This window comes from Motilibacter rhizosphaerae (genome assembly GCF_004216915.1).
GTDB classification, from domain to species: domain Bacteria; phylum Actinomycetota; class Actinomycetes; order Motilibacterales; family Motilibacteraceae; genus Motilibacter; species Motilibacter rhizosphaerae.
Genome location: NZ_SGXD01000003.1, coordinates 882,859 through 907,536, shown reverse-complemented (window position 1 = coordinate 907,536; position 24,678 = coordinate 882,859). Strand labels below are relative to the sequence as shown.

Sequence of the window (24,678 nt, the reverse complement as noted above, 5' to 3'; positions counted from 1 at the left end):
AGCGCTGCCGAGGGGGTAGGAACGAGTCCATGAAGATCACCAAGCTCGGACACTCGTGCCTGCTCGTCGAGGAGGCGGGCGCCCGCATCCTCGTCGACCCCGGTGCCTTCTCGGCCTGGGACGACCTCGACGGCCTCGACGCGGTCCTCGTGACCCACCAGCACTTCGACCACGTGGTCCCGGACAAGGTCCAGGGGCTGCTCGACAGGAACCCCGGTGCGCAGCTCGTCGTCGACCCCGGCACCGCCGAGGTCCTCGGCCAGCAGGGCGTCCAGGGGGCGAAGGTCCTCGGCGCCGGCGAGACCGTCGACGTCAAGGGCGTCGAGGTGCGCGGCTCGGGCAGGGACCACGCGCTGTTCCACGAGGACGCGGGCACGATCCCCAACACCGGCTACCTCATCGGCGGGCGGCTGTTCCACCCCGGCGACGCGCTGACCGTCCCCGACTTCGCGGTCGAGGTGCTCGCCGTGCCGGTGGTCGCGCCCTGGTCGAGCATCCGGGAGACCATCGACTTCGTCCGGGCCGTCGGCGCGGGGACGGTGTTCCCGATCCACGACGCGATCATCGTCGAGGGCGCCCGCCCGATCTACGACGACACCGTCGAGGGCCTGGGCCTGCAGGGCAAGGGCCGCTTCCTCCGCATCGACGGCGAGCCGCTCGAGGTCTGAGCGCGCTGCGGGGCGGCGGGCGGGCTGGCAGGATGCGGCGCATGCCGCCCGCCGCCCGCCCGCCCCTCCCGCCGTTCGACGAGGCCAGCGCCCGCCAGAAGGTGCAGGCCGCGGAGGACGCGTGGAACACCCGCGACCCGGAGCGCGTCGCCGCGGCGTACACGCCCGACACCGTGTGGCGCAACCGCGACGAGTTCCTCCAGGGCACCGCCGAGGTCGTCGCCTTCCTCACCCGCAAGTGGGAGCGCGAGCGCGACTACGCCCTGCGCAAGAGCCTCTGGGCCTTCGGCGACGACCGCATCGCGGTGCGCTTCCAGTACGAGTGGCACGACGCCGACGGCCGCACCTGGCGCTCCTACGGCAACGAGCTGTGGGAGTTCGACGAGCTCGGCCTCATGCGGCGGCGCGAGGCGAGCATCAACGACGTCGAGATCGCGGCGGCGGACCGGTGCATCCTCGGTCCGCGCCCCGAGGCCGAGCGCGGCGCTGACCTGCCGCTGCGCTGACCTCCCCAGTCCCCCTCCTCGTGATCATGCACGTCCTGGGCCCAGGACGTGCATGATCACGAGGAAGGGACGGGCGGGGGGAGGCCCCGTACGCCGATAGGCTGGGACCGTGACCGGTCTGCGCCTCTACGACACCGCGACGCGGGAGGTGCGGCCCTTCGCGCCCCTGCGGCCCGGCGCGGTCGGGATCTACCTGTGCGGCGCGACCGTGCAGGCACCGCCGCACGTCGGCCACGTCCGCTCGCAGCTCGCCTTCGACGTCCTGCGCCGGTGGCTCGAGCACAAGGGGCTCGAGGTCACCTTCGTCCGCAACGTCACCGACATCGACGACAAGATCCTGCGCCGGGCGGCGGAGGAGGGCGTCCCGTGGTGGCAGGTGGCGTTCCGCAACGAGCGCGCCTTCGAGGAGGCGTACGCCGTGCTGGGCTGCCGCCCGCCGAGCGTCGCGCCGCGCGCCACCGGCCACGTGACGCAGATGGTCGCGCTGATGGAGCGGCTAGTCGAGCGCGGCGCCGCGTACGCCGCCGGCGGGGACGTCTACTTCTCCGTCGCGAGCTACCCCGCGTACGGCGCCCTGTCCGGGCAGCGTCCCGACGAGATGCTCGCGAGCACCGACAGCGAGGTGGGCGGGGGCAAGCACGACCCGCGCGACTTCGCGCTGTGGAAGGGCGCGAAGCCGGGCGAGCCCGCCTGGCCTACGCCGTGGGGCCAGGGCCGGCCCGGCTGGCACCTCGAGTGCTCGGCGATGGCGGAGGCCTACCTCGGGCCGGAGTTCGACATCCACGGCGGCGGCTTCGACCTCGTCTTCCCGCACCACGAGAACGAGATCGCCCAGTCGCGGGCCGCGGGTGACGCCTTCGCGCGCTACTGGCTGCACAACGGCTGGGTCACCACGGCCGGCGAGAAGATGAGCAAGTCGCTCGGGAACTCCCTGCTCGTGACCGAGGTCGTCAAGCGCGTACGCCCCGTCGAGCTGCGCTACTACCTCATCGGCGCGCACTACCGCTCGCACATCGAGTACAGCGAGGCCGCGCTCACCGAGGCGGGCACGTCGCTGCGCCGCGTCGAGGGGTTCCTCGCGCGCGCAGCCGACCGGCTGGGAGCCCCTGTGGCGCTCGGTGAGCTGCCGGCCGCGTTCACCGCCGCCCTGGACGACGACCTCGGCGTCCCCGCCGCGCTCGCCGTCCTCCACGACTCCGTGCGCGAGGGCAACCGCCTGCTGGACGGGACCGGTGCGGGACTCGCAGAGCTCGCCGCTGCCGTACGCGCCATGCTCGCCGTGCTCGGGCTCGACCCCGCCGACCCGGTCTGGTCGGGCGCGGCGACCGGCGAGGACGAGCAGCTGCGCGGGGCCGTCGACGGCCTCGTCGCGCTGGCCCTCGCCCAGCGCCAGGAAGCCCGATCGCGCAAGGACTTCGCCGCCGCGGACGCCATCCGCGACAGCCTCACCGCCGCAGGCGTCGCGGTCGAGGACACTCCGCAGGGGCCGCGCTGGTCCCTGCTCGGAAGCTGAGCAGGGAGCTGCACATGGCCGGCAACGACAAGCGCCACGGCGCGCGCCGCAAGGAGGGCACCAAGAAGGGCCCGACCGTCGGCTCGGGCGGCCAGCGCCGTCGTGCGCTGCAGGGCAAGGGCCCGACGCCGCCGGCGGAGGAGCGCAAGGCGCACCCTGCCGCGCGCCGGGCCGCGAGCGCCGCGAAGCGGGCCGCCTCCGGGGGCAGCAGCCAGGGCGCAGGGTCGTCCCGTCCCTCGGGATCCCGTCCGCCCGCGCGGCGTGGCGGCCCGAAGGGCGAGGGCACCGAGCTCGTCGCCGGGCGCAACAGCGTCGTCGAGGCCCTCCGGGCGCGCGTCCCCGCCACGACGCTGTACGTCGCGGAGCGCATCGAGTCCGACGACCGGGTCAAGGAGGCGCTCAAGCTCGCGGGCGACCTGCACATCCCCGTGCTCGAGGGCCCGCGTCCCGAGCTCGACCGGATGACGGACGGGACGCTGCACCAGGGCCTCGTGCTGCAGGTGCCGCCCTACCGCTACGCGACGCCGCAGGACCTGCTCGAGCGCGCGCACGACAGCGGCCGCCCGCCGCTGCTCGTCGCGCTGGACGGCGTGACCGACCCCCGCAACCTCGGCGCGGCCGTCCGCTCCGCCGCCGCCTTCGGCGCGCACGGCGTCATCGTCCCCGAGCGCCGCTCGGTCGGCATGACCGCGGGCGCCTGGAAGGCCTCGGCCGGCGCCGCCGCCCGGCTCCCCGTCGCCCGGGTCACCAACCTCACCCGCGCGCTGCGCGAGCTGCAGAACGGCGGGGTCTTCGTCGCCGGGCTCGACGGCGAGGGCAGCGTCGAGGTCGGCGAGCTCGAGGTCGCGTCCGACCCGCTGGTGCTGGTCGTCGGGTCCGAGGGCAAGGGGCTCTCCCGCCTCGTCCGCGACACCTGCGACCTCGTGGTCCGCATCCCCATCGCGCACGACACGGAGTCGCTGAACGCGGGCATCGCCGCGTCGATCGCGCTGTACGAGGTGGCGCGCCGCCGCGCCGCCTGACGCCCCACCCCCCCCGTGATCATGCAGATCTCGGGGACCCCACGAGCCTCGTGATCATGCACATCTCGAAGACCCCGCTTCGCCGTGATCATGCACATCCCGGGGACCCCACCTCAGCGTGATCATGCACATCTTGGGGCCAGTTCCTGACGTGATCACGCACGACCTGAAGCGCTCGGCCGCTCAGGATCTGCATGATCGCGACGTCAGGAAGGCCCATGATGTGCATGATCACGAGGAGGGGCGGGTGCCCGCGCGTCCGCGGACGAGCACCACAGCAGGAGCCCCGGGATGTGCATGATCACCCGGGAGGGCGTCCCGTACCTCCCCAGGAAGTGCATGATCACCGCGTGAGGGGGCAGGCCCGCACCCTCGCCCAAAGGATCTGCATGATCACCGGGGCAGGGGTGAGTCCAGCCCGCCGCCGTCGAGCTCCCCGTCCTCGAGCTCCCCGTCCTCGAGCTCCCCGTCCTCGAGCTCGTCGTCGCCCAGCTCGTCGTCGTCCCCGCTGCCGAGCAGCGCGGCCATGTCGTCGTCCTGCGGCAGCACGGCCTGCTCGTCGCGCTTCTTCGGCAGGATGTCGCGCAGGTAGCCCTCGAGCGCGGCCTGCAGGCCGACGTCGCGGCGGGCCTGCTCCGACAGGAACCACCGGTGCTCGAGCACCTCGTGGAAGACCTCGGCCGGCTCCAGCTTCCCGCGAAGGTCGCGCGGCACCGCGCGGACGACGGGCTCGAAGACCCGGGCCAGCCAGTCGTGCGCGACGAGCTCCTCGTCGTCGTTCTGCCGGTCGGTCTCCGCGGCGTACTGGTCGAGGCTGTTGAGCAGCCGCCGCGCCTGGTTCTCCTCGACGTCGAGCCCGGTGAGCCGGAGCAGGCGGCGGCTGTGGTGGCCCGCGTCGACGACCTTCGGCTGGATGTGCACGGTCGAGCCGTCGAAGTCGGTGACGATCTGCAGCTCACCGACGTCGAAGCCGAGCTCGTTCAGCCGCTCCACCCGGGCGTTGATGAGGTAGCGCTCGTCGAAGTCCAGCTCCTGGCTGCCGGTCAGCTCCTGCCAGAGCCGGACGTAGCGGCGCTCGATGGCGTTGCCGAGGTGGATCGGGTCGACGTCCTCCTCGAGCAGCCCGCCCGCCTGCAGGTCCATGAGCTCGCCGATGATGTTGATGCGCGCGCCCTCGATGTCCATCGCCCGCTGCCCGTCCGTGAGGGCGTCGTGCAGGTCACCCGTCTCGGCGTCGACGAGGTACGCGGCGAACGCTCCCGCGTCGCGCCGGAACAGCGTGTTCGACAGCGAGCAGTCACCCCAGTAGAACCCGGCGAGGTGCAGCCGGACGAACAGCGCGGTCAGCGCGTCGAGCAGGCGGTTGGCGGTGTCCGGGCGCAGCGTCTGCGAGAACAGCGCGCGGTAGGGCAGCGAGAACTGCAGGTGCCGGGTGACGAGGCAGGCGAGCAGCTCCTCGCCGTCCCGGTCGGTGCGCCCGGTGACGACGGCCACCGGCTCCACGCTCGGGACCTCGAGCCGCTCGAGGTCGCGCAGCAGCCGGTACTCGCGCTCCGCGTAGCGGTCGGTCACCTCCTTGACGGCGTACACCTGGCCGGCGAGCCGGACGAACCGCACGGTGTGCCGCGAGATGCCGCGGGGGAGCGCGACGATCCGCTCCTCCGGCCACTCCTCCAGCGGGACCGACCACGGGAGGTCGAGGAGGAGCTGGCCGTCGCGTACGGCGGTGATCTCGAGCGCCACGCGCCCAGTGTGGCAGCGCCACGGGCTCCCGCGCCGCGCACCGCGCGCCGGGTCCGCTGCCGACGGCAGGAGGGCCGCCCCCGACGGGGACGGCCCTCCTGGTGGTGCGGGGCTGCTCAGACGTTGAGGCGCAGGCCGGTCGACGTCGAGAACAGGTGCTCCTGGCCGGCGCGGATGCGCAGGTAGATGCGCTCGCCCTTCATCGGCACCGCCTGCGGGTGCACCCGGACGATGACGTCCGTGAGGCCGGTGGGCTGGCCGTTGGCGTCGATGAACGAGCAGTACGCGAAGCCCTCGGCGCCGAGCTCCTCGACGACGTTGACGACGACGGGGAACGAGCCCTCGGTGCCCTGCGACACGACGTCGAGGGACTCGGGCCGGTAGCCGACCGTGATCGAGCTCTCGCCGGCCACCTGGTCCACGGCCGCGCGGGCGACCGGGAAGTGGGCGCCGTGGCCGAGGTCGGCCCCGCCGTCCACCAGCGGGAACTGGGTGATGTTCATGGCCGGGGAGCCGATGAAGCCGGCGACGAAGACGTTGGCGGGCTTCTCGTACATGTGGCGCGGCGTGTCGACCTGCTGGAGGACGCCGTCCTTGAGCAGCGCGACCCGGTCGCCCATGGTCATGGCCTCGACCTGGTCGTGCGTGACGTAGACCGTGGTGACGCCGAGGCGGCGCTGCAGCGAGGCGATCTGGGTGCGGGTCTGCACGCGGAGCTTCGCGTCGAGGTTGGAGAGCGGCTCGTCCATGAGGAAGACCTGCGGCGAGCGGACGATCGCGCGACCCATGGCGACGCGCTGGCGCTGACCGCCGGAGAGCGCCTTCGGCTTGCGGTCGAGGTACTGCTCGAGGTCGAGCAGCTTGGCGGCCTCGCGGACGCGCTGGGCGCGCTCCTCCTTCGGGACGCCGGCGATCTTGAGCGCGAAGCCCATGTTCTCGGCGACCGTCATGTGGGGGTAGAGCGCGTAGTTCTGGAACACCATCGCGATGTCCCGGTCCTTCGGGGGCAGGTCCGTGACGTCACGGTTGCCGACGAAGATGTTGCCGGAGTTGACCTCCTCGAGGCCCGCGAGCATGCGGAGCGAGGTGGACTTGCCGCAGCCGGACGGGCCGACGAGGACGAGGAACTCGCCGTCGCCGATCTCGAGGTCGAGGGCGTTGACCGCAGGCTTCTCAGTGCCCGGGTAGATCCGGGAGGCCTTGCGGAAGGACACGGTTGCCATGAGCTTCCCCTTCACCGGCAGGAACGTGCCGGACGATCCGAGTGGAGGGCCGCGGGCGAGGACCGCCCACGGGTCCCCGCACAGTACGGCGCTGCGGCGGCCGTGGGAAGGGTGCTGAGCAGGGCGGGCGGGGTTCGTGACGCGACCGTGACCTGTGCTGCGAGCAGCTGGGCAGCAGGAAGCGACGAGCAGCCGCGCGGGCGGGGAGCCTGGCGGCTCCCCGGCCCTCGGGCTCAGCGCTTGAGCGCGGCGGCGAGCTGGCGGTCGGCGGCGTCGAAGGTGTCCGCCGCCCCGGTGAGGTAGGCCCCCATGCCGGTGAGCCCCTCGATGACGTTCTTCGCGCCGGTGGTGAACTCCTCGTAGGACGACTGGAAGGCGACGCTGGACCCGTCGGTCGTGTAGCCGTCGCTCACGAGCGTGTCGACGAGGCCCTTGAGCCGGGTGAGCGTCGTCTCGATGTCGGCCTGGCCCGTCCGCAGCGAGGTCGCCGCGGTGCGCATCTGGTCGTAGGTGACGTTGAGGTTGGTCATGGGGTGCTCCTCGCGAGGGGGTGGGGTGCTGACGGGTGCATCGTGGACCGGGCGGCACCAGGCCCGCTCGCGTCATCCACAGGCAGGTCGGCGCCTGTGGACGACGCGACGCGGAGGGGCACGAGCCGCCCGTCGCCGAGGTGGAGGAGCCCGCGGCCGGGGTCCAGCGGGCCGCCGGTCGCGCTGCGCGGGACGCGGGTGCCGACGAGGTCGCCGTCGGCCAGGCCCTGCGGGCAGAGCAGCAGCCCGCGCCGGGCCCGGCGCAGCTCGGCGTGCCAGCCGGTGAAGCCCGACGCGAGCGCCTCGGCGTCCCCCGCGGCCAGCACCGGTGGACCGCCCTGGGCGGCCGCGCGGACGGCGGCGAGCAGCACGTCCCGGCACGCGGCGTCGCGGTAGGTCTCCGCGTCGTCGACGAGCAGCGCTCCGCGGCCGGGGGGGAGCGCTAGCAGGGCGGTCGCGAGCTCGTCGGCGGAGGGGTCGGCCAGCAGCGTGGCCGGCGTCCCGAGCACCGCGAGCGCGGGCGCCCGTCCGAGGACCACGAGCCCGAGCCCCCGGCGGAGCGCGCCGACCGCGGCGGTGAGCAGGGCCGTCGTCCGCCCCGAGCGCGGCGGGCCGGCGACGACGAACGTGCCGACCCCGGCGGAGAGGTCCGGCCCCAGCGCGGCCAGCTCGTCGCCGCCGAGCCCGAGGGGCACCCACGCGGGCGAGGGGGCCTCCGGCCGCAGCGCCCACGCCTCGGCGAACGAGGAGCGCCGGGGCACCGGGTCCACCCGCCACGGCGGCGTACGCAGCGGGCGACCGCGGGACCGGCGGGCCTCTTCGTCCGTGAGCCGAGCGAGCTGGGCGTGGCGCGGCGGCCCGGGGCCGAGGCCCACGGCGACGGCCCGGCCAGGCGGCGCTCCCGGACCGGGCACCGCCGAGCGGGGTACGCCCGCGAGCGACCAGTCCGACCCCTCCGGGAGCCGGAGCACGAGCCGCGCCTCGAGCGCACTGCCGAGGCGCCCGGCGAGCAGCGCGCGGTCGCCGGACACGACGACGGAGACGCCGACCGACGGGCCCTCGCGGAGCAGCAGGTGCACGAGGTCGCCCAGCCGGCCGCCGTCGAGCTCGCCCAGCGTCGCGTCGAAGCCCTCCCAGCCGTCGAGCAGGAGCACCGTGCGTGGGCCCGCGACGCCAGTGCGCTGGCGCTGCTGCACCTCCGCGACCAGCCGGTCGAGCAGGCGGGCCGCGCGCTCGGGCTCGTCGCGCCCGACGACGGCGCCGACGTGCGGGAGCGCGGCCAGGGCGGCGAGCCCCTTCCCGCCGCCGCAGTCGAGCAGGTGCAGGTGCAGGTCGTCCGGCGAGCGGCTGTCGGCGAGGGCCACGGCGAGCAGGCGCAGGGTCGTGCTGCGGCCGGAGCGCGGGGAGCCGACGACGGCGAGGTGGCGCGCCGGCTCGAGCGGCAGGCGGAGGAGCTGCTGGTCCTGGAGCTCGGGCAGGTCGAGCAGGCCGAGCGCGCCGTCGGCGGCGTACGCGAGGGCGGGCGGCAGCGGCGGCAGCCAGGGGCGCGGCGGCGGGGCGGCACCGCAGCGGGCCGCGGCCTCGCGCACGGCACTCACCAGCTGCGCGAGGTCGGTGGCGGCGTGCTCCTCGGCAGCGGGGGCGGTGGGCCCGGCCTCGTCCAGGCGCGTGACCGTGGCGCGGGGTGCCGGGAGCGCGCCCGGCGCCGGACCGCCGACCCGGCCCGCCTGGAAGGGCACGAGGACACCGGGACCCAGGCGGGCGTACGCGCGGCCGGGGAGCGTGCGCGGGATGCGTGCCGCGTGCGGGGCGTCGATGACGTCGGTGCTCTCGCCGGCGTCGGACACGCGCAGCGCGACGCGCAGCGAGGCGTTGGCGCGGATCTCGGGCGAGACGGCGCCGGAGGGGCGCTGCGTCGCGAGCACGAGGCTGACGCCGAGCGAGCGGCCGCGCTGGGCCACGTCGACGAGCCCGGTGACGAACTCCGGCAGCTCGCGCACGAGCGCGGCGAACTCGTCGACGACGATGACGAGCCGCCCGAGCGGGGGACCGGCTGCCTCCCCTCGCCCGCAGCGGCGCACGTGGTCGTCGAGGTCGCGCGCGCCGGCCGCCGCGAGGACGTGCTCCCTGCGCCGCAGCTCGGCCTGCAGCGAGGCGAGCGCCCGCTCCACCAGCGCGCCGTCGAGGTCGGTGACGACGCCGACGGTGTGCGGCAGCGCCGCGCACTCGCGGAAGGCGGCACCGCCCTTGTAGTCCACGAGCACGAGGGCGAGCTCCTCCGGCCGGTTGGCGAGGGCGAGGCTCGCGACGAGGGTCTGGAGCAGCTCGCTCTTCCCTGCGCCGGTCGTGCCCGCGACGAGGGCGTGCGGCCCGTCGACGGCGAGGTCGACGGCGAAGGGCCCGTCGAGCCCCGCCCCGAGCACGGCCCGCGTGCTGCGCCCGCCCGTCCGCTGCCAGCCCGCGAGCACGTCCTCCGCGGTGGCCCGGGTGCCGAGCACGTCGAGCAGGCGCGCGGCGGGTGGCAGCCCGGCGTCCTCGTCGTCCGGTGTCGCGTCGCGCAGCGGGGCCAGCGAGCGGGCCACCGCCTCGGCCCAGCCGGGCGGGAGGGGGTCGACGCGTACGCCGTCGACGGGGTCCCGCCCCGCCTCGGCGACGCGCAGCAGCCCGGCACCGTCGGCGACCACGGTGGCGGCGCACTCCTCCGGCAGCGCCCGCGCGTCGGCCTCGAGGCAGACGAGCCGGAGGCCGTGCGCCGGGCCGTCGCGGAGCAGCGCGGCCAGCCCGGGCAGCGCGCGCAGCCGCCGGGCTGCGTCGACGACGACGAGCACGTCGGGGGCGGCCCCGTCGTCCTCGGCCCGCTGCGCGACGAGCGCCGTGAGCTCGGCGATGCGGTGCGCCAGCACCGCACTGCCTCCCGCGAGCCGCCCGCCCGCGCCGGCTCGTGCGTGCGGCAGCCACCGCACCCACTCCCAGCCGACTGCGGCGGAGAGGACCACGACCTGGAGGTCGCGGGGGGCGTGCAGCACCGCGGCCGTGACGACGAGCTGCTCGACGGTGCGCCGGCCACCCGGGCCGGCGACGCCCACGACGCCCGCCCGCGCGAGGTCGAGCGTGACCGGGACGTCCGCCAGCAGCGGGTGCCCGGGCTCGCCGTCCGGCGCGACGACGGTGAGCCGGGCCGGGAGCCCACCCGAGCCGACGCGCAGCACGAGGGCGTCGGGGTCGTCGTGCCGCCGCTCCCAGAGCCGGGTGCCCGGCCCGGCCGCGACGGCGGCGAGCTCGTCCGGGCCCGGGTGCGCCGCCCGCCGCTCCTCGGCCTCGGCGGCCGCGAGCCCGGCCACCTCAGCCGCCACCGCACGCTGCCGCGCCGCCGCGGCCGCCGCCTCGCCCGCCGCGGCACGCCCGTCGCGCCGGCGGTCGAGCGCGGCGCTGCCGAGGAGGGCGACCGGGCCGAGCACGCCGAGCAGGACGAAGCCCCAGCTGCGCGAGACGGCCGCGAAGCCCAGCGAGCCGAGCGCCGGCACGGCCGCGACCAGCCAGGGGAGCGGCCGGGGCGCGCGCGGCTGGGCGGGCGCGGGCAGCCGCACGCTCGGCGCGACGCCAGGGCCGAGCAGGCGCGGTGGCCGCGACACCGTCCGGGTGCCGTCCGCGGCGAGCGGGGCGTCGAGCAGCGGGACCTCCCCCGCGGGGGCGCGCCCCCAGCGGGCCGGCGCGTCGAGCGAGAGGACGGCGCCCTCGGCCAGCCGCCAGGCGTCGAGCGGCCCGGAGGCGGGGAGCGGGCGCTGCCCGGCGTACACCGTCGTGGGAGCGGGCGGCGTGCCCGGGCGCAACGCGGCGCGCAGGAGCTCGGCGGCCTCGGCAGCCCCCGTGCCCGGTGGGGCGGTCAGCACGAGGTCGGCGCGCGTCCGCGCGGCGGGGTCGAGGACGGTCAGGGTGATGCGCATCGCAGGAGATGGTGCGGCCCGCGGCGGTAGCGTGGCAGCCGTGCGGCGCGACCTGTGGACAACCCGAGCGCTGCCGCTCCACCTGGCCCTGCTGGTGGCGCTGGCCGCGTGCGCCGCGCTCGGCTGGTGGCAGTGGGACCGCTGGGAGTCCCAGCGCCGCGGCTCGCTGCTCGAGCGCCCGCAGCCGCCCGTGGTCGTGACGACGCTGCTGCAGCCCTCCACCGAGCTCCCCGACGCGGCGGCCGGCCGGTCGGTCACGGCCCGCGGCCACTACCTCGCGGCCGGGCAGCTCGTCCTCCCGGCCCGCGCGCTGCACGGCCGGCGCGGGTCCTGGGTGCTCTCGGCGCTGCGGCTCGACAGCGGCGCGGTCGTCACCGTCGTCCGGGGCTGGGTCGCCGGCACCCCCGTCGCAGCCCCGCCCGCGCCCGCCGGAGAGGTGCTCGTGAGCGGCCGGCTCCAGCCCACCGAGCCCGTCCTCGACCAGCCCGACCCCGCGCTCGCGCCGGGGCAGGCCACCGCGGCGAGCCCGGTCGAGCTGCTGGGGCGGGTCGACGGGCCGTTCGACCCCGGGCTGCTCGTCGCCTCCGCGGAGTCCCCGTCGACACCGGACGCACCCGCGCGCGTGGGGCTGTGGCTGCGCCACGCCGACCCGTCAGCCGGGCTGCGCAACCTCGCCTACGCCCTGCAGTGGTGGGCGTTCGGCGCCTTCGCGGTGTTCCTCTGGTGGCGCGCGCTCGCCCTGCAGGGGCTGGAGCGCGAGGCCGCCGCTGGGAGCCCGCGACGCGTACCCGACGAGCTCCCCGAGACCGTGCGCACCGACGAGAGGACCCCGTGAGATCCGCCCTGCTCCGCTACCGCGTGATGGCGTACGTCACCGGCACCGTGCTGCTCGCCGGCACCGTCCTGCTCGTCGCGAAGGCCCTCGGCATCTTCGCCACCCACGGCACGCCGGTCTTCTACTCGGTCCTGTGGATCGCGCACGGCTACCTCTACATCGTCTACTGCGTCACCGGGGTCAACCTGGCGCTCAAGGAGCGCTGGGGTCTCGTCAAGACGCTGCTCGTGCTGCTGGCCGGGACGGTGCCGGCCATGTCGTTCGTCGCGGAGCGGCGGGTCGTGGCCGACACCCGGGCGCGGGCGTCGGTGGCCTGAACGACACCGCAGCCGACTGACGACAGGGCCCGGCTCGTCCTCCCGGGTCGATCCCCGTGGAGTTCCCCTGTGCGTCTCCTGTGTCCGGTAGGTTCCGGGACATGCGGGGGATGCAGCGGCAGGAGCTCGTGCGCCTGGACGGGGCCCCCTACGCGGCAGCCTCGCGGCTCGCGACGGAGGGGGCGGCGGTCAGCGGGACGCTGCGCCGCGGCGCGTTCGCCCTGCGCCACGCGGGCTGGGTCCCCGCCTGGCTCCGCCTCGTCGCCGAGCTCCCCGTGCAGGACCTCCCGCTGAGCGGCTCGGCCGGCGGTCGCGCCATCCGGTCGGCCCTCGGGACGGGCGGGTGGCGGGCGCGGAGCGCGTCGCACGCGGTCCTCGAGCTGCCCGCATCCGTGGAGGAGTACCTCCGCGGCAGCAAGCGGCAGGCCGTGCGCACCAACGTGCGCCGGGCGAGCGCCGCAGGCTACGAGGTCGCCCGCCGGTGCGGCACCCCCGGGCACCAGGGGCTGTGGGAGGTCCGCCGCGCCGGAGGGGTCGTCGCCACCGCGACCGCCGTGCTCGACCGCGAGGTCGTCCTGCTCCAGACGCTGCTGAAGGACGGCCAGGCGGCGATCCCGAGCGAGGTCCGCTACCTGCTGCACACCGAGGTCGTCTCCGACCTCATCGCCGACGGCGTCCGCTTCGTCGTCGTCGAGGCCGTGCTGGGCATGCCGCCCGGGCTGAAGTACTTCGGCGCCCGGCTCGGCTACGAGGCGCGGCGCGTGCGGCTCGTCGCCCTGCCCGAGCTGGCGCCGGTCCAGCGCCCCGCGGTGGTCGACCTGCGCCAGTTCCCGGTGCCCCGCCTGCCGCAGGTGCTCGGCGGCCCGGCCGGGCAGGTCCTACGATCGGGGTCGGCCCGCCGCTAGTGGCGGGGTCCGCCGGCGTGGCGCAACTGGTAGCGCACTCGACTTGTAATCGAGCGGTTGGGGGTTCGAGTCCCCCCGTCGGCTCCTGACCTCCTCCGGGTCCGAGCACCACCCGTACGGCCCCTGCCGCGCCGCGGCCGCCCGGCGCACGCTGGGGCGAGGACGCTTGAGGGGGTGCGGGATGCCGGTCGCAGGGATCACCTCCACCTCGTACGTCGCGACCCGCCCCGGCCCGACCGGTGCCCCGGCACCGACCACGGGCAGCGGCTCCGGCGTCGCCCTCCCGGGCAGCTCCGAGGCCGTGGTCTGGGCGCCCTCCACCGAGCTGGCCGCTGTCCTCGCCGGCCAGCAGGCGCCCCCCTCGACGGCCCTGTCCGGCGCGGCCGCCAGCACCGCCCTGCAGCAGGCCAGCGCGACCGGCATGGCCGCGGTCTCCTCGGCCGTCTCGTCGTGGCTCGGCACGGGCAGCGTGCCGGGCAGCCCCGCAGCAGCGGCGGCGGACGAGGCCGTCGCGACCGGGATGACGACAGGGGCGGCGAGCGGGGCGACGGACGCCCCGGGGGAGCCGCGGGCCCCGGCTGCGCCGGTCGCCGAGCGCTACCGGCAGGCCGCTCCGGCGTCGCCTCCGCGCGTCGACCTGGCGCTCTGAACCGGCTGCGGGAGCAGGGTCCGCCACGCGGGTGAGAGATCTTGCAGGCGAGCGCCGCGGCCCGTCACGGCCCGTCCCTTAGCATGCAGGGCATGAAGGCACGGCTGGCAGACATCGCCGCCCACGCCGGCGTGAGCGAGGCGACCGTCAGCCGCGTCCTCAACGGCCGTCCGGGAGTGGGACCGAGCACCAAGCAGGCGGTGCTCACCGCGCTCGACGTGCTCGGCTACGAGCGCCCGTCGCGGCTCAGAGAGCGCTCTGCCGGCCTGGTCGGGCTCATCGTCCCCGAGCTCGACAACCCCATCTTCCCGGCGTTCGCGCAGGTCATCGAGACCGTGCTCGCGCAGTCGGACTACACCCCCGTGCTCTGCACGCAGACCCCCGGCGGGGTCTCCGAGGACGAGTACGTCGAGATGCTCCTCGAGCGCGGCGTCGCCGGCATCATCTTCATCAGCGGCCTGCACGCCGACACCCGGATGTCGCCCGACCGCTACCACAAGCTGCGCCAGCGCGGCCTGCCCATCGTCCTCATCAACGGCTACGTGGACGGGCTCGACGCCCCCTTCATCTCCAACGACGACGTCGCGGCGATGGACCTCGCGGTGCGCCACCTCGCCTCGCTCGGCCACCGCCGGATCGGGCTCGCCGTCGGCCCTGAGCGCTTCGTGCCGGTGATCCGCAAGGTCGAGGGGTTCCTGCGCTCGATGAAGCAGGTGCTCGAGGTCGACGACGCGAGCGAGTTCGTCGAGCCGACGCTGTTCAGTGTCGAGGGCGGTCAGGCCGCGGCCGGCCGGCTGCTCGACCGCGAGTGCACGGCGATCATCTGCGCCTCTGACATCATGGCCTTCGGGGCGATCCGCACCGCGCGTGCGCGCGGGCTGTCGGTCCCCGGCGAGGTCAGCGTCGTGGGCTACGACGACTCGCCGCTCATGGCGTTCACCGACCCGCCGCTCACGACCATCCGCCAGTCCGTGCAGGTCATGGGGCAGGCGGCCGCCCGCGCCCTGCTCGAGGAGCTGGCCGGCACGCCCTCGCCGCGCGCCGAGTACGTCTTCCGGCCCGAGCTGGTCGTGCGCGGCTCGACGAGCACCGGGCCCGGCGTCCGCGTCTGAGCTAGGAGCGCTGCTGGAGTCTCGCTAGGCGCTGGACGCCGCCCCGTCGGCGCCCTTGCCGAAGGTGTCGCACTGCGCGGGGTCGCCGGCGCGGAAGCCCTGGAGGAACCAGGACTGCCGCTCCTCCGCCGTGCCGTGCGTGAAGGTGTCGGGGTTGACGTAGCCCTGCGCCTGCCGCTGCAGGGTGTCGTCACCCACGGCGGCGGCCGCCGTCAGCGCCTCCTGCAGGTCGCCGGGGTCGAGCTCGGCGCGCTGCTGGGCGTCGTGGCCCCAGACGCCGGCGAAGCAGTCGGCCTGCAGCTCCACGAGCACGGAGACGGCGTTGGCCTGCGCCGCGTGCTGCTGGGAGTACTGGTCGGCCTGGCCGGTGATGCCGAGCAGGTCCTGGACGTGGTGGCCGTACTCGTGCGCCACGACGTACGCCTGGGCGAAGTCGCCGGGCGCGCCGTACTTCGTGCGCAGCTGGTCGAAGAACGAGACGCCGAGGTAGACCCGCTTGTCGGCCGGGCAGTAGAACGGCCCGGTCGCCTCGTCGGCGAGGCCGCAGCCGCTCGCCCACTGCGTGTCGAAGAGGAGCAGCTTCGAGGGCTCGTAGGTGCGGCCGGAGGCGCTGAACTGCCGGGTCCAGTAGTCCTGGACGTCGCCGACGACCGCCTTGAGGAAGACGACCTCGTCCTGCGCGGCCGAGGGGACCTGCGCGCCCTGCGCCACGGGCACGCCGGACATCCGGCCGAGGATGTCCCCGACACCGCCGTACCCGCTGCCTCCTCCGCCGCCGGTGAGCGACACGAGAAGCGCGATCACGACCCCGACGATGCCGAGCCCGCCGCCCCCGATCGCCAGGGGCACGCCGGCGCCGCGCCCGCCGCCCCCGCCGACGTAGCTGACGTCGTCGCTCTGCCCCGCCTGTCCGAGTCGCACGGGGGATCCCTGCCCCAGGAGGCGGCGCGGGATGCACGCCCCGCCCGTGGAAGGATCGCCGCGTGCCGCTCGACGTCGCCGCGCTGCGCGCAGAGACCCCCGGGTGCGCGACCGTCACCCATCTCAACAACGCCGGCGCGTCGCTGGCGCCCCAGCCCGTGCTCGACGCCGTCGTCGGGCACCTCCACCGCGAGGCGACGATCGGCGGGTACGAGGCGGCCGAGGAGGCCGCGGACCGCCTCGCCGGCACGTACGCATCGGTGGCCGCCCTGCTGGGCGCGACGGCGGACGAGGTGGCGCTGACCGACAGCTGCACCAGGGGCTACCAGCTGGCGCTCGGCGCGCTGGACGTGCGGCCCGGCGCGCGGGTGCTGACGGCGCGCTCGGAGTACCCCGACGGGCTCGATGCCCTGCGGGCGCTGTGCGCGCGGACCGGCGCGCGGCTCGAGGTGGTGGAGGACGACGCGACCGGCGCCGTGGACCTGGAGGCGCTCGAGCGCTCCCTCGACACCGACGTGGCCCTCGTCGCGCTCACCTGGGTGCCGACGTCCGGCGGCCTGGTCAACCCGGCGGCGGAGGTCGGGCGGCTGACCCGCGAGGCAGGGGCGGCGTACGTCGTCGACGCGTGCCAGGCGGTCGGCCAGCTGCCGGTCGACGTGCGCGAGCTGGGCTGCGACGCGCTCGTCGGCACGGGCCGCAAGTGGCTGCGGGCCCCGCGGGGGACGGGATTCCTCTTCGTGCGCAGGGACTCCTCTGGGTCCCAAGCCCGCGACGCCGAGCTCTGGGAGCGCAGCGCCGCCCTGCAGCTCGGACTCGCCGCCGCCGCGGACTACGCGCTGGCGCTCGACGTCCGCGAGACCTGGGCGCGGGTCGCGGCGCTGGGCGAGCAGCTGAGGATCCGGCTCACCGAGCTGCCCGGCGTGCAGGTCCATGACAAGGGCGAGGTGCGCGGCGGCATCGTCACCTTCTCGGTCACCGGACTCGCGGCCGGCGAGGTGCGCCTGCGGCTGCGGGAGGACGGCATCAACACCAGCGTCGTGCACTCCGCGACCTCGGAGCTCGACCTGCAGCACCGCGGACTCCCCGACCTCGTGCGCGCCTCGGTGCACTACTACAACGACGTCGACGAGCTCGATCGTCTGGTGGCGGCCGTGGCGCAGTGCGCGAACTGACTGTCCCGCAGGACATCCTCGCTGCGGTGCACGGCGAGCCGATGCTCGCGTGGGCGGCCCAGGGCGGGCTGCGCGGTGCGCGCGTCTGGGTGCACGGGGACGCCGTTGCCGCTGCTGCGCCGCAGATCTCGCGTCGCGACCGGATCGTGGCGCGGGGCTCCCTGGAGCACGTCGCCCACCTGGTGTGCGAGGTCCTGCGGGAGCGCGGCCCGTCGTACCGGCTCTTCGGTCCGGTCGAGCAGGTGGAGGCCGTGGCCGCCCTGCTGGACATGCCGGTGCTGGGGAGGTTCTCGTGGTTCGACACGCGTACGCCCCCGCCGCCGCAGCCGGGCGAGGACGCGGTCGTGCCGGTGGGCGACGAGGAGGTCTCTGCACTGCTCGCTGAGGCGGCACCGGGGTCGTGGGCGGCGCCCGGAGTGCCAGGAGTGCAGCGCTGGCTGGGCATCCGGGACGCCGGAGTGGCCGTGAGCGTCGCCTGCGAGGCGTGGTCAGCGCCGACGGTGGGCTTCGTCGCCGGGGTCGGGACGGCGGTCGACCACCGCGGGCGAGGGCTGGCGCGCGCGGTCTGCGCGGTGCTCGTGCGCGAGCTGGTGGAGCAGCGCGGGTAAGTCGCGCTCATGGCCGATGACGACAATGCCGCGGCTCTGCGGGCCTACTCCGTCCTCGGCCTGGTCCGCCGGCCGGTCGCGGTCACCGCGCCGGCCGGCTGACCGTCCGGCTCAGCGGCCGAACGCCGTCCCGTCCACGACGGCCCACGGCACGATGCGGTGCGCGAGCACGATCCCCGCCGAGACGTACGGGTCGGAGGTCACGAAGTGCTCGATGGGGCCGGTGTCCGCCACGTCCCAGACGAGGACCCCGCGATCGATGGGGTCACCGGCCGCGCCGGCCAGCACCAGCTCGCCGCGCTCGGTGGCGGCGCGGATGAGCGCGAGGTGGTCCTCGCGGTACGGCGCCCGCCGCTCGGCGACGTCGGCGGGGTAGGTGTACTCGAGCAGGAAGTAGGCCATGCCCCCAATCTCCCAGGACGTGCATGATCACGGGGAGGGTGGGGGGCAGCGGCTAGGGTGGCTGCCGGTGCGCCGGGAAGCCTGGTCGGCAGCCGCTCCCGCACGCCCGCGGGTCGGTCGGGCCGGGTAGACAGGATCCTCCGTTGTCGGACACCTCCCACTTCGCCGGTCAGGTCGCCCTGGTCGCCCTGGCCGGGCTGGCGGCCGTCTACGCCAACCGGCTCACCGAGCGGCTGCGCATCCCCGCCCCGCTGCTCCTGCTGCTCGGCGCGGCCCTCTGCTCGACCCTGCTGCCGGGCGTCTCGGCCCCGGCCCTGACGACGGTCGAGCACGTCGTCACCGTGGCGCTGGTGCTGGTCCTCTTCGACGGCGGCATGCACATCGGCGTACGCCGCTTCCGGGCAGCAGCGGGGCCCATCGCGGTGGTCGGCGTGCTCGGGACGTTCCTCACCACCGCGGGGGCCGCGCTGCTGCTGCACACGGCGTTCGGGCTCTCGGCGTACGCCTCGCTGCTCGTCGCCACCGCTGTCGCGCCCACCGACCCCGCCGTGGTCTTCTCCGTGCTCGGGCAGCGCGAGGTCGAGGGGCGCAGCGGCACGATCCTCGAGGGCGAGTCCGGTGCCAACGACCCGGTCGGCATCGCGCTGATGGCGAGCCTGCTGTCGGCGGGCGGGGTGTCGAGCGGCGCCCTGGGTTCCGTCGCCGGCGAGTTCGTGCTGCAGATGCTCGTGGGCGCCGCCGTCGGGGTCGTCGGCGGCCGCCTCCTCCTGCTGACCGCCCGGCGCATCCCGCTGCCCAGCGAGGCGCTCTACCCGCTGCGCACCGCCCTGGTCGCGTTCGTGCTGTTCGGCGCGGCGAGCCTCGCCCACGGCAGCGGCTTCCTGGCGGTGTTCGTCGCGGGGATCCTCTTCGGCGACGTGCACGCCCCGTACAAGAGGGAGGTCGAGCGCTTCCACTCGGCGCTCGCCAGCCTCGGGGAGATCGTCGCCTTCGTCCTGCTGGGGCTGACGGTGGACCTCGGCCGTCTCCTGCGCGCCGAGGTGCTCGTCCCCGGGGTGGTGCTCGCCGCCGTGCTCGCCGTCGTCGTGCGCCCGCTCTGCGCCGGGGTCTGCCTCCTGCCCGCGCGGCTGCGGCCCAACGAGCTCGCCTTCGTGCTGTTCGCCGGGCTCAAGGGCGCCGTCCCGATCCTGCTGGCCGAGATGCTGCGCGCCGCGGACGTGCCGCAGGCCGACCGGCTCTTCGACATCGTGGTCGTCGTGGTGGTGCTCTCCGTGCTCGTGCAGGGCGGTCTCGTGCCTGCGGCCACGCGGCTCCTCCGGCTGCCGGTCCGCACGAGCGAGCCGGAGCCCTGGGCCCTCGGGGTCCGGCTCCGTGACGAGCCGCGTGGTGTGCACCGGGTGCGCGTGGAGGAGGGGTCGTCCGCCGACGGCGCGACCATCGACGAGCTCGGCGACCGCCTGGACGACGCGTGGGTGAGCATCGTCGTGCGCGAGAGCGCGCTCGTCCCGGTGCGCGGCGGCACGCGCCTGCAGCCGGGGGACGAGGTGGTGGTGCTGGCACCGGACGAGGAGGCCGGCAGCGTCGAGACCGTCTTCGCCCCCCGGTCCACGGCGTGAAGGAAGGCGGGCGCAGGATGGGGGCATGACGCGTACGCGCAGCGCCCTGGTCGTCCGAGGAGGCTGGGAGGGCCATTCGCCCGTCGAGGCCACCGAGCTGTTCATCCCGCACCTGCGGGAGGAGGGGTTCGAGGTCCGCGTCGAGGAGTCGCCGGTGGTCTACGCGGACGAGGCCGTGATGCGGGACACCGACCTCGTCGTCCAGTGCATGACGATGACGACGATCGAGAAGGCCGAGCTCGAGGGGCTGCGCGCCGCGGTGGCGGCCGGCACCGGCTTCGCCGGGTGGCACGGCGGCATCGCCGACTCCTACCGGAACAGCTCGGACTACCTCCACCTCGTGGGCGGCCAGTTCGCCTGCCACCCGCCCAAGGCGCCCGAGGAGCGCAAGGGCGACGCGAGCGACAACTTCCTGCGCTACACGGTGGAGATGCTCCCCGAGGCGCAGGACCACCCCGTCACCAAGGGGCTCGCGGACTTCGAGCTGACGACCGAGCAGTACTGGGTGCTCGCCGACTCCTACTGCGACGTGCTCGCGACGACGACGCTCGCGGCGCGCCCGTGGGACCCCTGGCACCGGCCGGTCGTGTCGCCCGCGATCTGGACGCGGCAGTGGGGCGAGGGGAAGATCTTCGTCGCGACGCCCGGGCACGACCTGGAGACGCTGCGCGACCCCAACGTCACGACGATCGTGGAGCGGGGGCTGCTGTGGGCGAGCCGTTGAGGGTCGGGATCATCGGCTGCGGCGTCATCTCGGCGCAGTACCTCGAGACGTTCGACCGCCTCGCCGCGGTGCGGCTGACCGCGGTCGCCGACCTCGACGTCGCCCGGGCGCAGGCCGTCGCCGCGACGCGCGAGGGGGTCTTCGCCGGCAGCGTCGAGGAGCTGCTCGCGCGCGACGACGTCGACCTCGTCGTCAACCTCACGCTCCCGGCGGCGCACGCCGAGGTCGCCTCGGCGATCCTGGCGTCGGGCAAGGCGGTCTACGGCGAGAAGCCCCTCGCCGCGAGCACGTTCGAGGCGCGCGGTGTCCTGGACGAGGCTGCGGCGCGCGGGCTCGCCGTTGCGTGCGCGCCGGACACCGTGCTGGGCACGGGGATCCAGACGGCGCGCAAGGCCCTCGACGACGGGCTGCTCGGCGCGCCGATCTCGGCCACGGCCACGATGGTGACGCCGGGGCACGAGCGCTGGCACCCGCACCCGGACTTCTACTACCAGCCGGGCGGCGGTCCGCTGCTCGACATGGGCCCGTACTACGTCACGGCGCTGGTGACCCTGCTCGGGCCGGTCGAGTCGGTCGTCGGCTCGGCGAGCCGCACCCGGTCCACGCGCACCATCGGCTCGGGCCCGCGGGCGGGGGAGCAGGTGGACGTGACGACGGACACGCACGTCACGGGGATCCTGCGGCACAGCAGCGGCGTGCTCTCCACGCTGGTGATGAGCTTCGACGCGGTGGCCACGTCGGCGGCCAACATCGAGGTGCACGGGGAGACCGGGTCGATGCAGGTCCCGGACCCCAACCGGTTCAGCGGCGACGTCCGGCTCAAGCGGCTCGGCGCGGACGACTGGGAGGTGCTGCCCGTCAGCGCGGGCTACGTCGACGCCGGGCGCGGGTACGCCGTGGCCGACCTCGCCCTCGAGCCCGGCGAGGAGCCGCGGGCGAGCGGCACCCTCGCGTACCACGTCCTGGACGTCATGGAGTCGCTGCTGCGCTCCGCGCAGAGCGGGCGCAGCGAGCAGGTCGCGAGCACGGTGGAGCGGCCGCGCGCGGTACCGCTGCAGGAGCTCGAGCGCCGGGACTGACCCCCGCACGACGGAGGGCCGCCCCCAGCCGGGGGCGGCCCTCCGTCGTGGTGCGGTGCTGGCTAGAGGCTCGCGTAGAGCGCCTGCGCCAGCGCGATGAGGGAGGCCAGCGCGTCGGGCGAGGCCTCCTTCTTCGCCTTCTTCGCCTGCAGCGTGGTGATGAAGGACGCGAGGTGCGCCTTCTCCTGCGCCTGGCTGCGCGGCTTCGACTCGTCGACCTTCATCTGGTCGATGCGGTGCTGCAGGTCCGTCAGCGTGGTGCCCCAGACGGCGCCGGCGGCGGCCTGCGCGTGGAGGGCGCCCTCGAGGATCGCGGCGGGGCTCTGCAGGCCCTTCCAGTGCACGGTGACGGGGCAGTTCGAGCCGTTCAGCGTCACGGAGGACGGGATCGCGCTGAGCCCGCTGCCGGTGCCGAGGTAGCCGAGCGTCAGGGCGCGGTGCGCGTAGAGCGTGCCGTCGTAGGAGGCGGGGGAGACGGTGACCTTCCCGCCCGCCTGCTGCGCCGTGCCGCCCCAGAGCTTCTGCACGGTCTGCGTGCTCGTGGGGAGGGTGAAGACGACGGACCAGCCCTGCAGCGTCGGCAGGCCGACGTTGGCGACGCGCAGCTGCGCGGTGAAGCCGGGGTGGCGGCCGACCCACGAGCCGGTGACGGTGTACGCGGCGGTGCAGACCGTCGGGGCCGACTGGGTCGCTGCCGTCGCGGCCATCGCCGGAGTGGCACCGAGCCCCACGGAGCCGACGGTCGCGAGGAGGGTGCTCACTCGCAGTGTGCGGTTCATCACGGTGTCCTCTCAAGATGTGATGCCTTGTTGTAGCACCGCGACGAGGGGCTGCACAGGTGTTCGGAGGTGCGTGTTCGCGCCGGTCAGGGGCCTGCTCCGCCCCGCCCAAGATCGACATCACCCTGCGTCCGCGCGACCCGCCCCGGGCGGTGTCCGTAACGTCCGGAGTGTCGCCTTCGTGGCCGGGCAGGACGGGCGGACCGGACAGGGGGGCGTCCCGGTCGTCGCGCAGGGTGACCGAGCGCTGGGCGAGAGGACCTCTTCACGTTCACCCGGGAGTGCGATGACGCAGCGTCAGAGCGCGAGCGCGCTCCGTGCCGAGGTCCACGAGCGGAGGACCTCCCGGACCTCGGGGTCGCCCTCCTCGCCCACCGCGGTCGCGTGCGCCTCGTCCAGCACGTCGTCCAGGAGCAGCCGCTCCCCGCGGTCGGCGGACAGCACCGCGGCCTCGACCATCGCGAGGCTCAGCACGTTCTCGTGCACCTCGCCCGAGGGGGCCACGCCCGTGCGCAGGGCCTCGACGAAGGTCCGCAGGGAGCCGGCCAGGTCGCTTCCGGGGAGCGGCTCGGCGGCGCGCACCTCCACGCCGTCGCTGACCACCGGGGCGGACTCGCCGTCCCAGGAGGCGCTGCCCAGCGTGCCGCGCAGCTCCCACTCGCCGTTCCAGGAGGTCTCCCTGCCGGGGCTGCACCAGCTGCCGGTGTACGCGTAGCGCCCGCCCCCGGCCAGCTCGAACGTCGCGGCCGCGCAGGCGTCCCCCGCGTACCAGCTGCCAGCGGGGTTCCAGGACGTGCACGTGACGGCCACGGGCTCGTCGCCGGTGACCCAGCGGGCCGAGTCGAAGGCGTGGATCGCCATGTCGACGAGGAGCGGGTGGCGCATCTGCTCGCGGAAGCCGCCGAAGCGCGGCGCGCGGTAGAAGTCGGTCCGCAGGAGCACGACCTCGCCCAGGGCCGCGCGCGCCGCCCGCAGCGCGGCGAGGTGGGGGTTCCACCGGCGGTTCTGGCTCACCATGAACAGCTCGCCGGTCAGCTCCGCGGCCGCGGCCAGCGAGAGGGTACGGGCCACGGTCTCCGCCGCGGGCTTCTCGCCGAGCACCGGGAGGCCACCGCGCAGGGCCTGCGTCGTGACCGCGTGGTGGGCGCCCGGGACCGTCACGTCGACGACCGCCTGCGCCCCGGTCCGCGCCGCGAGCGCGAGCAGGTCGGTGCCGACGGGCAGGTCCGGCTGCCCCACGTCGGCGACCCCAGCGCGCGCGGCTGCGACGTCGAGGTCGACCACGCCCGCGAGCGCGACGCCGTCGTCGGCGAGGACCGTCCGCAACCACCCCCGGCCCATGGCGCCGGCACCGACGACGACGACCCGCAGCGGGTCGGAGGGCGAGGACGGGACGCGGCGGAAGGTCACGGCTCGGCGACGAGCTCGCCGGTCGCGTACCGGCGGATCTCCGGGTAGCTGCGCTCCTGGCGGTCGGAGCGCGCCCAGGCCACCCCGTTGGCGATCACCTTGCGCACACCGGGGTGATGGTAGGTCGGGTAGTCCTGGTCGCCCGGCCGGAAGTAGAAGATGCGGCCGTGGCCGCGCTTGAAGGTGCAGCCGCTGCGGAAGACCTCGCCGCCCGAGAACGAGCTGATGAAGACCAGCTCGTCGGGGGCGGGGATGTCGAAGAACTCGCCGTACATCTCGTCCTCGTCGATGACGAGCGGGTGCGGGACACCCGCGGCGATCGGGTGGGTCGGGTCGACCGTCCAGACGAGCTCGCGGTCGTGCTCGTTGCGCCAGCGCAGCCGGCACGAGGTCCCCATGAGGCGCTGGAAGAGCTTCGACCAGTGCCCGCTGTGGAGGACGACGAGGCCCATGCCGGACAGCACGTGCTCGTGGACCCGCTCGACGACGGCGTCCGCGACCTCGTCGTGGGCCTGGTGGCCCCACCAGGTCAGCACGTCGGTCTCGCGGAGGACCTCCTCGGTCAGCCCGTGCTCCGGGTCGTCGAGGGTGGCGGTGCGGACGGTGCAGCCGTCGCCGAGGTTCTCCCGGATGCCGGCGGCGACGGCCTCGTGCATGCCGTCCGGGTAGATCGCGCGGACGTGGTCCTCGGTCTGCTCGTGGCGGTTCTCGCCCCACACCAGGACGCGGACGGGCTGCGCCATCGGTACCCCTTCGGCCGGGAGTGCCCCCGAGAGGATTCGAACCTCCGACACACGGTTTAGGAAACCGTTGCTCTATCCCCTGAGCTACGAGGGCGCGCCCGGCGGGCCGGGCTCCGGCAGGCTACCGGACCCGGCACCGGTTGAGCCGGGAGCGCACTTGGCACCATAGGGGCATGACTCGGGACGAGGTGGGAGCGGACGGTGGCCCCCGCCGTCGTGCGCCTCACCGCCCTGTCCCCGTGCGGGCGGGGGCGGCC

The 24,678-nt window shown here is 75.2% G+C and carries 23 protein-coding genes and 2 tRNA genes; 15 read left to right on the top strand and 10 right to left on the bottom strand.

What is annotated here, in order from left to right; all coding sequences use genetic code 11:
* Positions 1-29 precede the first annotated feature (29 nt).
* The 4 genes from EV189_RS14950 to rlmB all read left to right on the top strand — a co-directional run bounded on the left by EV189_RS14950 (position 30) and on the right by rlmB (position 3,709).
* Positions 30-668, top strand: coding sequence for an MBL fold metallo-hydrolase (locus EV189_RS14950; RefSeq protein ID WP_130493700.1), 639 nt, complete (start codon positions 30-32; stop codon positions 666-668).
* A 41-nt stretch (positions 669-709) separates the two neighbouring features.
* The gene (locus EV189_RS14945; protein ID WP_130493699.1) at positions 710-1,174 is read left to right on the top strand and encodes a nuclear transport factor 2 family protein; all 465 of its coding nucleotides are present in this window, start codon (positions 710-712) and stop codon (positions 1,172-1,174) included.
* Between the two features lie 109 nt (positions 1,175-1,283).
* Positions 1,284-2,687 carry a cysteine--tRNA ligase gene (gene cysS / locus EV189_RS14940; RefSeq protein WP_231116413.1) on the top strand — a complete coding sequence of 468 codons (1,404 nt, stop codon included), beginning with the start codon at positions 1,284-1,286 and terminating at the stop codon, positions 2,685-2,687.
* 14 nt (positions 2,688-2,701) lie between these two features.
* The gene (gene rlmB / locus EV189_RS14935; RefSeq protein WP_130493698.1) at positions 2,702-3,709 is read left to right on the top strand and encodes a 23S rRNA (guanosine(2251)-2'-O)-methyltransferase RlmB; all 1,008 of its coding nucleotides are present in this window, start codon (positions 2,702-2,704) and stop codon (positions 3,707-3,709) included.
* A 393-nt stretch (positions 3,710-4,102) separates the two neighbouring features.
* Here the strand turns inward: rlmB and EV189_RS14930 are convergent, their stop codons facing one another.
* The 4 genes from EV189_RS14930 to EV189_RS14915 form a co-directional block, all read right to left on the bottom strand.
* Positions 4,103-5,452: a DUF4032 domain-containing protein gene (locus EV189_RS14930; RefSeq protein WP_130493697.1), complete on the bottom strand. Its 1,350-nt coding sequence runs from the start codon at positions 5,450-5,452 to the stop codon at positions 4,103-4,105.
* 116 nt (positions 5,453-5,568) lie between these two features.
* Entirely contained in the window at positions 5,569-6,675 is a 1,107-nt protein-coding gene (locus EV189_RS14925; RefSeq protein ID WP_130493696.1) for an ABC transporter ATP-binding protein, read from the bottom strand.
* A 233-nt stretch (positions 6,676-6,908) separates the two neighbouring features.
* Entirely contained in the window at positions 6,909-7,205 is a 297-nt protein-coding gene (locus EV189_RS14920) for a WXG100 family type VII secretion target (RefSeq protein WP_130493695.1), read from the bottom strand.
* Positions 7,202-11,149, bottom strand: coding sequence for an FtsK/SpoIIIE domain-containing protein (locus EV189_RS14915; RefSeq protein WP_130493694.1), 3,948 nt, complete (start codon positions 11,147-11,149; stop codon positions 7,202-7,204). Before EV189_RS14915 ends, EV189_RS14920 begins: the two co-directional genes overlap by 4 nt.
* Before the next feature lie 40 nt (positions 11,150-11,189).
* On the opposite strand from EV189_RS14915, the gene EV189_RS14910 reads away from it, so the two are divergent.
* From EV189_RS14910 to EV189_RS14885, 6 genes are all read left to right on the top strand, one after another.
* Complete coding sequence (locus EV189_RS14910) at positions 11,190-11,984, top strand: SURF1 family protein (protein ID WP_165400321.1); 795 nt, start codon at positions 11,190-11,192, stop codon at positions 11,982-11,984.
* Positions 11,981-12,301 carry a DUF3817 domain-containing protein gene (locus EV189_RS14905; RefSeq protein ID WP_231116412.1) on the top strand — a complete coding sequence of 107 codons (321 nt, stop codon included), beginning with the start codon at positions 11,981-11,983 and terminating at the stop codon, positions 12,299-12,301. The genes EV189_RS14910 and EV189_RS14905 overlap by 4 nt, the downstream gene beginning before the upstream one ends.
* Positions 12,302-12,402: 101 nt before the next feature.
* Complete coding sequence (locus EV189_RS14900; RefSeq protein ID WP_130493692.1) at positions 12,403-13,206, top strand: hypothetical protein; 804 nt, start codon at positions 12,403-12,405, stop codon at positions 13,204-13,206.
* Positions 13,207-13,217: 11 nt separating this feature from the next.
* A tRNA-Thr gene (locus EV189_RS14895) sits at positions 13,218-13,290 on the top strand.
* Between the two features lie 97 nt (positions 13,291-13,387).
* Positions 13,388-13,855, top strand: coding sequence for a hypothetical protein (locus EV189_RS14890; protein WP_130493691.1), 468 nt, complete (start codon positions 13,388-13,390; stop codon positions 13,853-13,855).
* A gap of 92 nt (positions 13,856-13,947) precedes the next feature.
* A complete protein-coding gene (locus EV189_RS14885) occupies positions 13,948-14,967 on the top strand; it encodes a LacI family DNA-binding transcriptional regulator (RefSeq protein ID WP_130493690.1) in 1,020 nt (339 codons plus the stop codon).
* 24 nt (positions 14,968-14,991) lie between these two features.
* Here EV189_RS14885 and ypfJ read toward each other — a convergent pair whose 3' ends face one another.
* Complete coding sequence (gene ypfJ, locus EV189_RS14880; protein ID WP_130493689.1) at positions 14,992-15,888, bottom strand: KPN_02809 family neutral zinc metallopeptidase; 897 nt, start codon at positions 15,886-15,888, stop codon at positions 14,992-14,994.
* 62 nt (positions 15,889-15,950) lie between these two features.
* Here ypfJ and EV189_RS14875 point away from each other — a divergent pair, with 62 nt between their 5' ends.
* Positions 15,951-17,060 carry an aminotransferase class V-fold PLP-dependent enzyme gene (locus EV189_RS14875; protein ID WP_130493688.1) on the top strand — a complete coding sequence of 370 codons (1,110 nt, stop codon included), beginning with the start codon at positions 15,951-15,953 and terminating at the stop codon, positions 17,058-17,060.
* The gene (locus EV189_RS14870; RefSeq protein WP_130493687.1) at positions 17,048-17,668 is read left to right on the top strand and encodes a GNAT family N-acetyltransferase; all 621 of its coding nucleotides are present in this window, start codon (positions 17,048-17,050) and stop codon (positions 17,666-17,668) included. Before EV189_RS14875 ends, EV189_RS14870 begins: the two co-directional genes overlap by 13 nt.
* 111 nt (positions 17,669-17,779) lie before the next feature.
* On the opposite strand, the gene EV189_RS14865 is transcribed toward EV189_RS14870, so the two are convergent.
* Entirely contained in the window at positions 17,780-18,070 is a 291-nt protein-coding gene (locus tag EV189_RS14865) for a YciI family protein (protein ID WP_130493686.1), read from the bottom strand.
* Positions 18,071-18,213: 143 nt separating this feature from the next.
* Here EV189_RS14865 and EV189_RS14860 point away from each other — a divergent pair, with 143 nt between their 5' ends.
* The 3 genes from EV189_RS14860 to EV189_RS14850 are packed head-to-tail and all read left to right on the top strand — an operon-like array spanning position 18,214 to position 21,489.
* Complete coding sequence (locus EV189_RS14860; RefSeq protein WP_130493685.1) at positions 18,214-19,686, top strand: cation:proton antiporter domain-containing protein; 1,473 nt, start codon at positions 18,214-18,216, stop codon at positions 19,684-19,686.
* Positions 19,687-19,711: 25 nt separating this feature from the next.
* Positions 19,712-20,410, top strand: a complete 699-nt coding sequence (locus tag EV189_RS14855) for a ThuA domain-containing protein (RefSeq protein WP_130493684.1) — start codon at positions 19,712-19,714, stop codon at positions 20,408-20,410.
* A complete protein-coding gene (locus tag EV189_RS14850; RefSeq protein ID WP_130493683.1) occupies positions 20,395-21,489 on the top strand; it encodes a Gfo/Idh/MocA family protein in 1,095 nt (364 codons plus the stop codon). The genes EV189_RS14855 and EV189_RS14850 overlap by 16 nt, the downstream gene beginning before the upstream one ends.
* A 62-nt stretch (positions 21,490-21,551) precedes the next feature.
* On the opposite strand, the gene EV189_RS14845 is transcribed toward EV189_RS14850, so the two are convergent.
* The 4 genes from EV189_RS14845 to EV189_RS14830 all read right to left on the bottom strand — a co-directional run bounded on the left by EV189_RS14845 (position 21,552) and on the right by EV189_RS14830 (position 24,515).
* Complete coding sequence (locus EV189_RS14845) at positions 21,552-22,250, bottom strand: cellulose binding domain-containing protein (RefSeq protein WP_165400320.1); 699 nt, start codon at positions 22,248-22,250, stop codon at positions 21,552-21,554.
* Between the two features lie 315 nt (positions 22,251-22,565).
* Positions 22,566-23,678: a Gfo/Idh/MocA family protein gene (locus EV189_RS14840; protein ID WP_130493681.1), complete on the bottom strand. Its 1,113-nt coding sequence runs from the start codon at positions 23,676-23,678 to the stop codon at positions 22,566-22,568.
* Positions 23,675-24,421, bottom strand: a complete 747-nt coding sequence (locus tag EV189_RS14835) for a ThuA domain-containing protein (RefSeq protein ID WP_130493680.1) — start codon at positions 24,419-24,421, stop codon at positions 23,675-23,677. The genes EV189_RS14840 and EV189_RS14835 overlap by 4 nt, the downstream gene beginning before the upstream one ends.
* Positions 24,422-24,442: 21 nt before the next feature.
* Positions 24,443-24,515 (bottom strand) — tRNA-Arg (locus EV189_RS14830).
* Between the last annotated feature and the right edge of the window lie 163 nt (positions 24,516-24,678).